Below are 11,964 nucleotides of genomic sequence, written 5' to 3' on the forward strand. Positions count from 1 at the left end.
ACCGCGGCGGCGGCGCTTCGCCCACCAGGGCCAGCGCCTCGCGACGACTTCTTCACCGACGGAGACACCTATGAGCATTGCCTCGACCGGCACCAGTACCTCGCCGAGCGAGAAGCCCGAGCGCGAGCAGGCGCACCCCGCAGATACGCACGAGTTGATCCGTGTGCAGGGCGCTCGCGAGAACAACCTCAAGGACGTGAGTGTCGAGCTCCCGAAACGGCGACTCACGGTCTTCACCGGCGTTTCAGGATCCGGCAAGAGCTCCCTCGTGTTCGCGACGATCGCCGCCGAGTCGCAGCGCATGATCAACGAGACCTACAGCGCGTTCGTGCAGGGATTCATGCCCACGCTGGCACGTCCCGACGTGGACGTGCTGGAGGGCCTCACGACGGCGATCATCGTCGATCAGGAGCGCCTGGGCGCCAACCCGCGGTCGACTGTCGGCACGGTCACCGACGCCAATGCGATGCTTCGGATCGTGTTCAGCCGGCTGGGTCGCCCGCATATCGGATCACCGCAGGCCTTCTCGTTCAACGTCGCGTCCATGAGCGGCGCCGGCGCCGTCACGATGGAACGGGCGGGTACTACCGTCAAGGAACGCCGCGAGTTCAGCGTCACCGGTGGCATGTGCCTTCGCTGCGAGGGCCTCGGTTCGGTCACCGACTTCGACCTGAGTGCGCTGTACGACGAGAATCTGTCGCTCAACCAGGGCGCGCTGACCATTCCCGGCTACAGCATGGACGGCTGGTACGGGCGCATCTTCCGGGGGAGCGGGTTTTTCGATCCGGATAGGCCGATCCGCGACTTCACCAAGAAGCAGCTGCATGATCTGCTCCACAAGGAGCCGACGAAGATCAAGGTCGACGGCATCAACATCACCTACGAGGGCCTGATCCCGAAGATTCAGAAATCGTTCCTGAGCAAGGACAAGGAGGCGATGCAGCCGCATATCCGCGCGTTCGTCGAGCGCGCGATCACCTTCAGCACATGCCCCGAGTGCGGCGGCACTCGGCTCAGCGAATTGGCTCGGTCTTCGAAGATCAAGGGACTCAGCATCGCCGACGCCTGCGCGATGCAGATCAGCGACCTCGCGCAATGGGTGCGAGAACTCGATGAGCCGACCGTCGCTCCGTTGTTGAAGTCGCTCAGCGAGACGCTGGACTCGTTCGTCGAGATCGGTCTCGGCTATCTCAGTCTCGACCGTTCGTCTGGAACGCTCTCAGGAGGTGAGGCGCAGCGCACCAAGATGATCCGTCACCTCGGTTCGTCGCTCACCGATGTCACCTACGTCTTCGACGAGCCGACGATCGGACTGCACCCTCACGACATCCAGCGCATGAACGAATTGCTGCTGCAATTGCGCGACAAGGGCAACACCGTACTCGTTGTGGAGCACAAGCCCGAGGCGATCGCCATCGCCGACCATGTCGTCGACCTGGGCCCGGGCGCCGGTACAGCCGGGGGAGAGGTCGTCTTCGAGGGGAGCGTCGACGGCCTGCGAGGGAGCGGCACTCTGACGGGTCGGCATTTGGACGATCGAGTGAGCGTGAAGGATGCCGTTCGCCGGCCATCGGGGGCGCTCGAGGTGCGCGGTGCATCCACCCACAATCTTCAGAACGTGGACGTCGATATCCCGCTCGGCGTGCTCACGGTCATCACCGGGGTGGCCGGCTCGGGGAAGAGCTCGCTCATCCACGGTTCCGTATCGCGACGCGACGGCGTCGTCTCGATCGACCAAGGTGCCATCAAAGGCTCCAGGCGCAGCAACCCCGCGACCTACACGGGGCTGCTCGAACCGATCCGGAAGGCCTTCGCGAAGGCGAACGGCGTCAAGCCGGCACTGTTCAGCGCCAACTCTGAAGGCGCCTGCCCTGCGTGCAAGGGCGCCGGCGTCATCTACACCGACCTCGGCATGATGGCCGGCGTCGAGACCACCTGCGAGGAGTGCGGCGGGAATCGCTTCCAGGCCGAGGTGCTCGAGTACAAGCTCGGCGGCCGTGACATCAGCGAGGTGCTCGCGATGCCCGTGACCCAAGCCGCGTCGTTCTTCTCGGAGGGGGAGGCGCGCATCCCTGCCGCCCATGCCATCCTGCAGCGGCTCGTCGATGTGGGCCTCGGCTACCTCACCATCGGGCAGCCGCTCACGACGCTGTCGGGCGGCGAGCGTCAACGGCTCAAGCTTGCCGTGCACATGGGGGAGAAGGGGGCGGTCTACGTGCTCGACGAGCCGACGACCGGCTTGCACCTGGCCGATGTCGAGAATCTGCTCGGCCTGCTCGATCGGCTCGTCGACTCGGGGAGATCCGTCGTGGTCATCGAGCACCACCAGGCGGTGATGGCGCACGCCGACTGGATCATCGACCTTGGACCGGGAGCCGGCCATGACGGTGGACGAGTGGTATTCGAAGGAACGCCCGCGGCGCTCATCGCCGACCGCTCGACCCTCACCGGCAAGCACCTCGCAGAATACGTCAAGGTCGCTTAGCTGTTCGGCAGGTCCGCCCTACTGGGAGCGCCGCGAAATCACATCGCACGAGAGGGAAGAGTCACGATGAGCGCAAAGCAGTCAGATGGCACCGTATCTGAGAGTTTCTCGGAGGCGGAGCGAAAGGCAATGAAGGGAGCGCGGCCGAACTCAGAACGAGCCGCACGGGAAAGAGCAAGAAAGATCCGGAGCAGGCCGTACGAGAGGCGATAGCCGAGCTTCCGGAGCCGGACCGTTCGCTCACAGAACGCGTTCACAAGCTGATCGTCGAGACTGTGCCAGAACTCACGACCAAACTTCGCTATGGCATGCCGACCTATCTCAAAGACGGGAAGATCGTCTGCTCTTCCAAGCGGCGGCGAAGTTCGGTACGCGCTATTCAACACTGGGGTTCGACGAAGGCGCGAACCTGGATGACGGCGAGATGTGGCCGACGTCGTTCGCGATCACGGAGTTGACGGATGCCGCGAGGAAACGGATCCAAGCGTTGCTGAAGCAGGCGGCGAGCTGACGATGAGGACCTTGCGTCGGTCACACCGTTGCGACCAGTCGGAAGCCTGACTCGTCGAACGGCTCCACATCGGTGACCGTGACCGACTCGACGTGTCCGGTTGGCGGACCCACCGACATCCACTCGAGCACACGGTCGACGTGCTGCGAATCGCCCTGCACTTCGGCTTCGACAGTTCCGTCTCGACGATTTCTCACCCAGCCCGTCACATCTGAATCTCGTGCCACGGATTGCATCGTGAAGCGGTAGCCGACGCCCTGCACATCCCCGCGCACGAGCACATGGACGCGTCTCATGCCTCGATACTGCGCCCGAGCTGCCTGCCGCGCAGCGCTGTCAGGCGTCAGGATGCTGACGTGGGAACCATCGACGACTACGTCGCAACGCTGTCTGACAGCGATCGCGCGATCATCGAGCACGTGTATCGAGTCGCGCGTGAAGTCGCTCCAGATGCCGAGCAAGGTGAGGGCTACGGCATGCCGGCGCTCACGCTGCACGGCAAGCCGCTGATCTCGGTCATGCGCATGAAGAAGCACATCGGCGTGTATCCGTACAGCGCGGACGTCGTCACAGCGGTTTCGCCGGAGCTCGACGGACACCCTGGCATCGGTCTCGACAAAGGAACGATCAGATTCCAGCCAGAGAACCCGATTCCGGATGATGCCGTGCGTGCACTTGTCACAGCCCGGCGTGCCCAACTCCAGCACTGAAACAGACGCCGATAATCACCATTATGTCAGGTCTAGCGAGGTCGACCGCTGCCCCGTCCCGGCCCGCGCAGACCGACGCCGGCCACTGCTCGGCCCAGGAAGCACGATTCGTTGTACACCGTGGATCAACTGCACACCGTTGATCAACTGGGCGCCGCGGCGATCGCATCGATCTCGACGAGCGCACCCGGCTTCGCCGGCGCGACCGACAGCACCGTCACCGATGTGCGCCGTGTACCCCACACTTCAGCCGCGGCGGCGTACGCCTCGTTGACCTCAACGCCCGGCGCGAGATAGATCGTGAGCTTGACCACGAAGTCGGGCCCGCTCCCAGCCGCCTCGAGCACGGCGAGCACATTCCGCAGCGCCTGCTGCGTCTGCGCGGCGAGCCCCTCCAGCATCCGACCCGATCCGTCCACCCCGTTCTGACCACCGATGTACAGCGTCGGCCCGGCTGGCGCGACCATACCGTGAGCGAACGCCGCACTGCGCTGCATGCCTTCCGGATCGATCGCGGTGGGCTGTGTCAGCATGGCGCATCCTCTCTCCAACTCCCCCGCCGCCCACCCAAGGAACGCTTGCGAGGGGCTCGAACGTATGTTCGAATACGAGTATGCGTTGGGCAGGGCAAGCAGTCAACGGTTCCACTGACACCGAGAGCGAGAACGCGTTGCCGGGCCTCGCCCGGCTCGACACGTTCGTGCGCACGGTGCGCACTCCCGACTTCGACGGGGTGACGTTTCACGAGGTGCTCGCCAAGTCAGCGCTGAACAAGGTGCCGAAGTCGAGCTCGATGCCATTCGATTGGACGATCAACCCGATGCGGGGGTGCCTCCACCGCTGCACGTACTGCTTCGCACGAGGCACGCACGAGTACCTAGGGCTCGACTCAGGAGATGACTTCGACCGGCAGATCGTCGTGAAGGTGAACGTCGTCGACGTGCTGGCGGCCGAGCTCGGACGACCGTCGTGGCGTCGGGAGCGTGTCGCCCTCGGTACCAACACCGACCCCTACCAGCGCGCGGAGGGCCGCTACCGGTTCATGCCTGGCATCATCGCGGCACTCGCGGCCTCCGGCACTCCCCTGTCGCTGCTCACGAAGGGCACACTGCTGCGACGTGATCTCCCACTGCTGAGCGAGGCCGCTCAGCAGGTGCCGGTCGACATCGCCACGTCGATCGCGATCTTCGACGACGAGTTGCAGCAATCGGTCGAGCCCGGCACCCCGACGGCCTCGGCACGCCTCGCCTCCATCACGGCGGCGGCGGAGTTGGGGCTGCGCCCCACGGTGTTCCTCATGCCAGTCCTTCCCCGGCTCACCGACAGTCGCGAACACCTCGACTACGCGCTCTCGCGCATTGCCGCCGCGGGCGCCAGCCGTGTGGTGTACGGCACGTTGCACCTGCGCCCCGGGGCGCGGGAGTGGTTCATGCAATGGCTCGGGCAACGGCATCCCGAACTCGTCCCCTACTATCGGTCGCTGTATTCGCGCCGCTCATACGCGCCGGTGGAGTACCGTTCCGAGCTCGCCGCCAGAATCGCGCCTCTGCTCAAGAAGCACCGGCTTTCCAAGCAGGATGCCGCGCAGACGCGTCCCGCCGGTCGTCGCCCCTCCCCCGGGCCGGCCGCCTCGGCCACCCCACGAGCTGCACGCAGCACCGGCTTGATCGCCGCTGAGATGCCTGCTCTAGCCGCCCGAGCCATCATGCAGCCGACGCTTTTCTGATGACGCTGCACCTGCAAGACGTCTCTTCGGAGATCTTTCTTCGCCGTGTCGATTTCGCACTTCGCCGTTCGACGCAATAGTAAGAGGCGTGCTGGGCGCCTCGACTCTAAGGAGCAGACGATGAAGTACATGCTGATCATGCGCGCGACCGATGCCGCGATCGAAGCCTCGAAGGAAGTCGACTTCGAAGAGATCATCAACCAGATGGGGCGGTACAACGAGTCGATGATCGAGGCGGGCGTGCTGCTCGCCGGTGAAGGGCTCTCCGATCCGAGCGAAGGCTTCGTGGTGGACTTCAGCGACGAGCCGCCCCTCGTCACCGACGGGCCGTACGGCGAGACGCACGAGTTGTTCAATGGGTTCTGGATCATCCAGGTATCCAGCCGCGAAGAGGCGGCGGAGTGGGCGAAGCGTTGCCCGCTCGGCCCCGGCGCCAAGCTCGAAGTGCGGCGGGTCACCGACGAGAGCGATTTCGAGGCGTACTCCGAGAACGAGTATGTGAAGAAAGAGGTCGGATGGCGCGAGCAGCTGGGCACGGCCTGATCCATGCGCGGAGCGGGCCCCGGCATGGATGACGGAGCCCCTCCACCCGCTCACCCTCCGGCGACGGCGCGCTCCATCGACGCGATCTGGCGGATCGAAGGTGCGCGCATCGTCGCAGCGATAGCACGCGTCACCGGTGACCTGGCGCTCGCGGAAGATCTTGCGCAAGATGCCCTGATCGATGCCATGACGCAGTGGCCGAGCACGGGCGTGCCCAGAAATCCCGCTGCGTGGTTGACCACAGTGGCGAAGCGCAAGGCGATCGACACCTGGAGGCGGCAGGCGACGCTTGAGGGCAAGTACCGCACGATCGCCGCCGACCTCGAGACCCTGGATGACCGGGCATGGGAGCCGATCGAAGACGACTTGCTGCGCCTCATCTTCGTGGCCTGCCACCCGGTGCTGGCTCGACCCGTGCAAGTGGCACTGACGCTTCGCGTCGTCGGTGGACTCACCACCGAGGAGATCGCCCGACTGCTCCTCGTTCAAACGAGCGCCGTGCAGCAGCGCATCGTGCGCGCGAAGAAGACGCTTGCGGCCGCTCGCATCCCGTTCGAGACACCAGAACCGGCCGATTGGCCGCCACGACTCCGAGCCGTGCTCGCCGTGATCTATCTCATCTTCACGGAGGGCTACGCCCCCACCAGCGGTGATCGATGGCTGCGGCCGGAACTCGCCTGCGAGGCATTGCGGCTGGGGCGGATGCTGGCGAGTCTGGCTCCGCGCGAACCTGAGACCCACGCGCTGGTCGCGCTGATGGAGTTCCAGTCATCTCGGTTCGCTGCGCGAACGGCAGCGGACGGCTCGCCGGTGCTGCTGGCGGATCAGGATCGATCGAGGTGGGATCGGAGCGCCATCGCTCGAGGCAGCGCCGCTCTTGCGCGGTCGGATGCGCTGGGCCGGGGTCGCGGGTACTACGAATTGCAGGCCGCGATCGCCGAGTGCCACGCGACCGCAACGACCGTCGACACCACCGACTGGGAGCAGATCGCGCTGCTGTACGAGGCGCTCGCAGAACTCAGCCGGAGCCCGGTGGTCGAACTCAATCGGGCGGTCGCCGTCTCAATGGCTGGTGATTCCGCTCGGGCCCTGCAGATGGTCGACCGGCTCGCCTCAGGAAGTCCGCTGCCGGCATCCCATCTGCTCCCGAGCGTCCGTGGCGAGCTGCTCGCGCGACTCGGAAGGACGCGGGAAGCGCGTGCCGCGTTCCTGGCGGCCGCGTCGCTCACGGCGAACAGCAAGGAACGCGAGACGCTTCAGCGCAAGGCGGGGGCGCTCGACGAATAGGTGCGCCCTGGTCGAGCTCAATCGGCCTCGTCGCCTTTCGCTCGCTTCGGCATGCCGACCTCGTTCAACCGTTCCATCGACTCGTGCACCGGTTTGTGATCGACCGGACACAGCAACTTCGCGTTGCTGGTGGAGTGGTCGATGAAGTGCTCCGACATCGGGTGGTCGCACAGGGGACACGTCGCGTTCCCCATCCGCTGCACGACATCGCTCTCCTGCGTGTCGTCGTAAGGTCCGAGAGGCGGTGGCCCGAACGCCTTCAACAGCTTCTCATTCAGCCAATCGGTCATCCGCACGAAGCCGTCGCCGGAATCTCGTTGGCTCGTCTTCTCGCTCATGGCGACAGCGTACGTCCGAACCTCGGCGCTGCCCACAGGGCACCGGGTGAAGGGAAACCGTCTCGTCGCCAACCACGGCGACAAGCGGCGGGTCGTCTGTGTCGCGCAGGAGGACGCCCCGCACGAGGACGCCCCGCAGCCGGACTGCAGTCAAGCGCGACGCGCGATTGCAGCCACACTCAAGAGGACGAGCACCGCAGAGGATGAGCACCGCCCGGGCGGGACTGCGAAAAGCGGCTCATCGAGCGGAAAACCGATGGGGTTCCTCTGTCCATGTTCCCCGGCCGCGACTCAGCATCGAGGTGAGTCGTCGAGGCCTGCTCGGCCACATTGTGCTCGGACATGAGCATCGCATCGCGTCGATTCGCTTCCAGCGCCCGGACGGTGCCCAAACCTTGAATTGTTCGTACAGGCTAACCCGCATGGGCCAGAAATGGAACAGTCGGATGCTGAGCATCCGCCGTCCTTCGCCCGTGAGCGATTCGCGCCCTCACCAGGGAATCTTCTTCAAGATCGACCTGGTGTGTGCTGCCCGGCGCGCGTGCGCCGCCGGTCAGCGCTGCGTTGCCGAAGCCCACTCCCGGAGCTTGGCCGTCGCAGCTCCGGAGTCGATCGTCGACGCGGCGTCGGCGATGCGCTCGGCGAAGCGTTCGCGGATCGGTCGCTGCGACTGTTCGTGATCGCGTGCGAGATCCCATGCGACGAGGCCTGCCGCAGCATTGAGCAGCACGATGTCGCGCACCGGCCCCTGCTCCCCCGCGAGCGTGCGACGAGCCACTTCGGCGTTGTACTCCGGTGTTCCGCCGATCAGATCGCTCAGCTCCGCCCGCGGCATCCCGAAGTCGGCAGGGTCGATGTCGTGCTCGGTGAGCATGCCGCGCGACACCTCGACCAATTGGCTGTGCCCGGTCGTGGTGAGCTCGTCGAGACCGTCGTCGCCGCGGAACACAAGGGCCGTCGCGCCGCGCGTCTGGAAGACGCCCGCGATCAGCGGCAGCATCGCCGCCGAGGCGACGCCCACGGCTGACGCCTCCGCTCTGGCCGGGTTCACAAGCGGCCCCAGATAGTTGAAGATCGTCGGGATGCCGAGTTCCTTGCGCACTGCGCCCGCGTGCTTGAAGCCCGGGTGGAAGAGCGCCGCGTACGCGAATGTGATGCCCGCCTCATCGAGGATCTCCGCAACCCGCTTCGGGTCGAGCGTGAGGTCGATTCCGAGCGCCGCCAGCACATCGGAGGCGCCTGACGCAGAGCTCGCCGCGCGGTTGCCGTGCTTGATCACGCGTGCACCCGCTGCAGCGGCGACCACTGACGCCATCGTCGAAACGTTCACCGTGCCGTGACGGTCTCCCCCGGTGCCGACGATGTCGACCGCCATCGGATCGACCGCGAGCGGCAGCGCCGAGTGCATGATCGCGTCGCGGAACCCGACGAGTTCGTTGACCGTTTCGCCCTTGGCGCGCAGAGCGACCAGGAAGGCCGAGAGCTGCGCCTCCGACGCCTTTCCATCCATCACCTGCTGCATCGCCCAGGCGGACTCGCTGATGCTCAGGTCCTCCCCTTCGAGCAGCGTCGTGAGCAGGTCCGGCCAAGTGGGCGATGACGACATGCATCAACAATATGCCCGGACTCGCGTGCCTCTCACGCTTCCATGAGGCGCCTCGAACACCCCCTTCTCGGAGCGGGCGCGTGGCGGCATGCGGAAACATCGGGACTGGCCGCATCCCGGTTCAGCCCCTCCCCAGATTTCCGACATAATGGAGGACGTGACCAGCTCCTCTCTCTCCAGGCCGACGGGCGCGCCCTTGATCAACCGCCCAAACGTCGTCGCTGTGGGAACGATCGTCTGGCTGGGCAGCGAAGTCATGTTCTTCGCGGGCCTGTTCGCGATCTACTTCACACTCCGCGGCACCTCTCCTGAACTGTGGGCGGGTGAGACCTCCGTCCTCAACGTGCCGCTCGCGGCGACGATCACCGTCATCCTGGTGCTCTCGTCGGTGACCGCGCAGTTCGGCGTGTTCGCGGCGGAGCGCCACCAGGCACGCCGGACCGGCTGGAAGCCGAGCCAGTGGGGCATGATCGAGTGGTTCTGGCTGAGCTACATCCTCGGCGCCATCTTCGTGGTCGGTCAGTCGTACGAGTACGCGATCCTCGTCAGCGAGCACGTCAGCCTCAGCTCCAACGCCTACGGCTCCGCGTTCTACATCACCACCGGCTTCCACGGCCTGCACGTGATCGGCGGCCTCATCGCCATGCTGTTCACGATCGGGCGGGCATACGCGGCCAAGAACTTCGGCCGCAAGGAAGCCACCACCACCATCGTCGTGTCGTACTACTGGCACTTCGTCGACGTGGTGTGGATCGGCCTGTTCCTCATCATCTACTTCCTGAGATAAGCCAGTCGGCGCACCAAAGAGAAGACAGACACAGCATCATGGCGAAGATTTCACGTAAGCACCGGTCGACCGGCCGTCGCTCTCCCCTCGCGACCGTCGCGCTCCTGGCGATCGGCCTGCTCACGACGGGCGGCGCTTACGCGCTGGCCACCACGACGGCGACCGCCGAGAGCCAGGCCGCCGCAGCCAACGAGCAGCTCATCGAGGAGGGCAAGAAGCTGTTCGCGGCGAACTGCGCCTCCTGCCACGGGCTGAACCTCGAAGGATCGAAGGAAGGCCCGGCGCTGGTCGGCGTGGGTGCCCTGGCGGTCGACTTCCAGGTGGGAACTGGCCGGATGCCGATGGCATTCCAGGGCCCGCAGGCGGCCCGCAAGGCGCCGCAGTTCACGCAGGACCAGATCGACGCCATGGCCGCGTACGTCGCTTCGAGCGGCCCCGGCCCGGCACTCCCTGACGAGCGCTTCCTCGAGGCGACCGGCGATGCCGCGAAGGGCGCCGAGCTCTTCCGCATCAACTGCGCGATGTGCCACAACGTCGCCGGCGCCGGTGGCGCGCTCACCGAGGGCAAGTGGGCCCCGCAGCTCAAGGGGCTCGACGCGCGGTACATCTACGGCGCCATGGTCACCGGCCCGCAGGCCATGCCGGTCTTCAACGACCTGAACATCTCCCCCGAAGAGAAGCGCGACATCATCACGTACCTCGACTACGTGAGCGAGAACCCCTCTGTGGGCGGCTTCGACCTCGGCAGCCTCGGCCCGGTCTCGGAAGGCCTCTTCATCTGGATCTTCGGTCTGGGCGGCCTCGTCGCGATCACCGTGTGGCTGACCGCTCGGTCCAACTAGTCGCGCGCGATCTCGATCCGCGAACGTTCTTTGAAAGGGAAAAGCATGGCAGAGCACCACGACAGCGCGGCTGACGGGTCGGCTGTCGAGTTGAGCGAGCCACGAACGGTCACTTCCGGTACTGCTGTCATCTCGGCCGACCGGTTCGAGAACCCCGGCCTTCCGGTTGACCACCAGCGAGTCACCGATCTCGACCCGGCGCAGGAGCGCAAGGCGGAACGCCGCATCATCTGGCTGTTCTGGCTCTCGCTCATCGGCAGCGTCTTCGCTATCGCCGCATACTTCATCTGGCCCATCGAGCCGGGCAACATGACCTCCACCCGCATGAACAACCTCATGCTGGGCATCGGCATCACGCTCGGCCTGTTCGGCATCGGCCTCGGTGCTGTGAACTGGGCGAAGTCCCTCATGCACGGCCACGAGGAGGTCGAGCCCCGGCACGACACCCGCGGAACCGAGGCGACCCGCGCTCGCGCGGTGGAGATCTTCCAGCAGGCGAATGCCGAATCCGGCTTCACCCGCCGTCGACTCCTCCGCAACAGCCTCATCGGCGCGCTGGTCGTGGCCCCGCTCCCCGCTGTGGTGCTGTTCCGCGACCTCGCACCCGCCGACGAGCCCCACGAGCTGCTCCGCCACACCATGTGGGAGAAGGGCACACGGCTCGCACTCGACCCGAGCGGCGCACCGATCAAGGCCTCCGACGTCACCGTCGGCTCGGTCTTCCACGTCATCCCCGAAAGCCTGGCGAAGCTCGGCCACGGAGATGGCTACCTCGAGGAGAAGGCCAAGGCTGTCGTCCTCATGATGCGTCTGCGTCCTGAGGAGCTCAACGAAGCCGAGGACCGCAAGGACTGGTCGTACGACGGCATCGTCGCGTACTCGAAGATCTGCACCCACGTCGGATGCCCCGTGGCGCTGTACGAGCAGCAGACCCACCACCTGCTCTGCCCCTGCCACCAGTCGGAGTTCGACGTGGCGAACCACTGCGAAGTGATCTTCGGACCGGCAGCACGTCCCCTCCCCCAACTTCCGATCACCGTGGACGCAGAAGGCTACCTGGTCGCGCAGAGCGACTTCCACGAGCCTGTCGGTCCGAGCTTCTGGGAGCGTGAGCGTTGAGCACTGCAAC

Annotated in this window: 12 protein-coding genes; 8 read left to right on the forward strand and 4 right to left on the reverse strand. The window is 65.7% G+C overall.

What is annotated here, in order from left to right:
* The first annotated feature begins 70 nt into the window (after positions 1 to 70).
* On the forward strand, positions 71 to 2,485 hold the full coding sequence (locus tag QF206_RS04410; RefSeq protein ID WP_281487958.1) for an excinuclease ABC subunit UvrA: 2,415 nt from the start codon (positions 71 to 73) through the stop codon (positions 2,483 to 2,485).
* Positions 2,486 to 3,016: 531 nt separating this feature from the next.
* Here the strand turns inward: QF206_RS04410 and QF206_RS04415 are convergent.
* Positions 3,017 to 3,292 carry an acylphosphatase gene (locus QF206_RS04415; RefSeq protein ID WP_281487959.1) on the reverse strand — a complete coding sequence of 92 codons (276 nt, stop codon included), beginning with the start codon at positions 3,290 to 3,292 and terminating at the stop codon, positions 3,017 to 3,019.
* Positions 3,293 to 3,352: 60 nt separating this feature from the next.
* Here QF206_RS04415 and QF206_RS04420 point away from each other — a divergent pair, with 60 nt between their 5' ends.
* Positions 3,353 to 3,706, forward strand: a complete 354-nt coding sequence (locus tag QF206_RS04420; RefSeq protein ID WP_281487960.1) for an iron chaperone — start codon at positions 3,353 to 3,355, stop codon at positions 3,704 to 3,706.
* 143 nt (positions 3,707 to 3,849) lie between these two features.
* Here the strand turns inward: QF206_RS04420 and QF206_RS04425 are convergent, their stop codons facing one another.
* Positions 3,850 to 4,239: a RidA family protein gene (locus QF206_RS04425; RefSeq protein ID WP_281487961.1), complete on the reverse strand. Its 390-nt coding sequence runs from the start codon at positions 4,237 to 4,239 to the stop codon at positions 3,850 to 3,852.
* An 80-nt stretch (positions 4,240 to 4,319) separates the two neighbouring features.
* Between QF206_RS04425 and QF206_RS04430 the strand changes: the two genes are divergently transcribed.
* The 3 genes from QF206_RS04430 to QF206_RS04440 all read left to right on the forward strand — a co-directional run bounded on the left by QF206_RS04430 (position 4,320) and on the right by QF206_RS04440 (position 7,262).
* Positions 4,320 to 5,432, forward strand: a complete 1,113-nt coding sequence (locus tag QF206_RS04430; RefSeq protein WP_281487962.1) for an Rv2578c family radical SAM protein — start codon at positions 4,320 to 4,322, stop codon at positions 5,430 to 5,432.
* Positions 5,433 to 5,552: 120 nt separating this feature from the next.
* Positions 5,553 to 5,975 carry a YciI family protein gene (locus QF206_RS04435; protein ID WP_281487963.1) on the forward strand — a complete coding sequence of 141 codons (423 nt, stop codon included), beginning with the start codon at positions 5,553 to 5,555 and terminating at the stop codon, positions 5,973 to 5,975.
* A 24-nt stretch (positions 5,976 to 5,999) separates the two neighbouring features.
* On the forward strand, positions 6,000 to 7,262 hold the full coding sequence (locus QF206_RS04440; protein ID WP_281487964.1) for an RNA polymerase sigma factor: 1,263 nt from the start codon (positions 6,000 to 6,002) through the stop codon (positions 7,260 to 7,262).
* A 17-nt stretch (positions 7,263 to 7,279) separates the two neighbouring features.
* Here the strand turns inward: QF206_RS04440 and QF206_RS04445 are convergent, their stop codons facing one another.
* Both QF206_RS04445 and trpD read right to left on the reverse strand, forming a co-directional pair.
* Positions 7,280 to 7,600, reverse strand: a complete 321-nt coding sequence (locus QF206_RS04445; protein WP_281487965.1) for a hypothetical protein — start codon at positions 7,598 to 7,600, stop codon at positions 7,280 to 7,282.
* Positions 7,601 to 8,153: 553 nt separating this feature from the next.
* Positions 8,154 to 9,206 carry an anthranilate phosphoribosyltransferase gene (trpD, locus tag QF206_RS04450; protein WP_281487966.1) on the reverse strand — a complete coding sequence of 351 codons (1,053 nt, stop codon included), beginning with the start codon at positions 9,204 to 9,206 and terminating at the stop codon, positions 8,154 to 8,156.
* A gap of 148 nt (positions 9,207 to 9,354) precedes the next feature.
* Here trpD and ctaE point away from each other — a divergent pair, with 148 nt between their 5' ends.
* The 3 genes from ctaE to qcrA are packed head-to-tail and all read left to right on the forward strand — an operon-like array spanning position 9,355 to position 11,954.
* On the forward strand, positions 9,355 to 9,993 hold the full coding sequence (gene ctaE / locus QF206_RS04455; protein WP_281487967.1) for an aa3-type cytochrome oxidase subunit III: 639 nt from the start codon (positions 9,355 to 9,357) through the stop codon (positions 9,991 to 9,993).
* Positions 9,994 to 10,031: 38 nt separating this feature from the next.
* The gene (gene qcrC / locus QF206_RS04460) at positions 10,032 to 10,835 is read left to right on the forward strand and encodes a cytochrome bc1 complex diheme cytochrome c subunit (RefSeq protein WP_281487968.1); all 804 of its coding nucleotides are present in this window, start codon (positions 10,032 to 10,034) and stop codon (positions 10,833 to 10,835) included.
* A 45-nt stretch (positions 10,836 to 10,880) separates the two neighbouring features.
* On the forward strand, positions 10,881 to 11,954 hold the full coding sequence (gene qcrA, locus QF206_RS04465; protein ID WP_281487969.1) for a cytochrome bc1 complex Rieske iron-sulfur subunit: 1,074 nt from the start codon (positions 10,881 to 10,883) through the stop codon (positions 11,952 to 11,954).
* The last annotated feature ends 10 nt before the right edge of the window (positions 11,955 to 11,964 follow it).

This window comes from Ruicaihuangia caeni (genome assembly GCF_029952955.1).
Classification (GTDB): domain Bacteria; phylum Actinomycetota; class Actinomycetes; order Actinomycetales; family Microbacteriaceae; genus Ruicaihuangia; species Ruicaihuangia caeni.